The following is a 1,556-nucleotide window of genomic DNA, read 5'->3' as shown; positions in this document are numbered from 1 at the left end:
ATACAATATAGAAATTCTGTATCTCCAAACTTTAGGGGTTCAGAGTTTAGATATTTCAAATATATCTATTATAATTCGTTAAGTTTATAAGTTAGTATCCCTTCTTATTAAACACAGATGTCTGAAATAAATGACGGTCGAAGCGGGCGAGAGTTTACTTCTATCAGTCTCTCCAAGGACATGAGAAAGAAGCTCAAGCTCCAAAAGATAGAAAATGAGTATAGCAGTTACGACGAACTTTTAGAAAACGAACTAGAAATTTAGAGGTTTTATATTATGACGACTAAAGGCGCGAATTTCCAAAAGGTGCAGAGAACCGGGCGAAATAACAATATCATTACTCCCGAAGGTAGCAGTAACCATAACGGCGGATCTACTGTAGCAGAGCTTAGTTCCCATGAGGATATTCAGGAACGGGATTTGAATCCCGATGAGGATCTTGTAGTAGAAGAGTTAGAAGGTGGAAACGCCCGTATCAGAGAACGGCGCGAAGATGAGAGATTTATAAAGGTTAACTTGGATTCTATCGCGTCAGATAGGCTTGAAAAATTCTTTGAACCGGAAACCATTGAAGAACTTGAGAGAAAGTCAGAAACTATTGAAGGTGAGTCTAAGCCCAAGGATATTGATGAAGTTTGGAGCGAAATCCGGGAGGGGGTAGAATCTCACAACCGGGAGGTGGCAAAGAACAAGCGTCGTTTAGAGCGTGAGAGAATCAAAGAGGCATACCGCGATCCGGCTCTGGATAAGAAATTCAAGAACATGAAGGGAAGTGAGATACAGCGGGTAATGTCTGACGACTCTAGTTCTACAGTCGATGAAGAAGAGCTTCAAAAATCGTTAGCAGAGGTAGACAAGAAGTATGAATCAATGCTGAATGAGTCGGAACCCGAGATTAACGATCCTTCTACTGAAATAGACGAACTAGATAAGGGATTAGAAGCGTGGAAAGACTCAGATAAAGAATATTGGCATGATTTTGTCGAAGATTTAGAAGAGTCTGATGAGGAAACTATGTATGAGTCTGTCGGACCAAACTCCAAGAGAGTCACTACCCAAGATTCAGAGCTTAAACAGGCTCTTAGAGATCCTGAAAATGAACCCAATTGGACCGGATCGGTCGAATTAGAAGAGGATACGGGCGAAACGGTAATCGCAGTAGTTCGGGAGGAATAAGATAATGGCTTGTCCAAAATGTGGCTCTGATAGCTATTCTGAAAACGAATTACCCGGATCTCCCGAAGGGATTGATTACACCTTCTTTTCAGAGTGTAAAAACTGTGGGTTCGCAAAATGACTGAAATAACAACGACAGAGGGATATTATACTTCAACACTAGACGACAGTAAGTTAGACGACGTTAAAGAGGCTCTAAAGAGCGATAATGAGTTAATCGGATATAGCCATGATGAGCTATCCGGTTCTCTCACGGTGATTCTAGATTTATCTGATATAGCAGATGGTAAGCTAGATTATATACACTAAGCTAAGTATGATTGAAAGTGAGTCACCCACGGGCAATTTATCTTGTAAGTGACTCATTTTAAAATAAGAAC

At 40.6% G+C, this 1,556-nt stretch carries 1 protein-coding gene; it reads left to right on the top strand.

Annotated features, from left to right (window positions below):
- Nucleotides 1–276: 276 nt before the first annotated feature.
- Nucleotides 277–1,176, top strand: a complete 900-nt coding sequence (locus tag B9H04_RS18490) for a hypothetical protein (protein WP_139835161.1) — start codon at nt 277–279, stop codon at nt 1,174–1,176.
- The last annotated feature ends 380 nt before the right edge of the window (nt 1,177–1,556 follow it).

The sequence above is a fragment of the Halorubrum ezzemoulense DSM 17463 genome, from assembly GCF_002114285.1.
GTDB classification, from domain to species: Archaea; Halobacteriota; Halobacteria; order Halobacteriales; family Haloferacaceae; genus Halorubrum; species Halorubrum ezzemoulense.
Note: the sequence above shows the minus strand (reverse complement) of the source record. Positions and strands in the feature narration are given on the sequence as shown.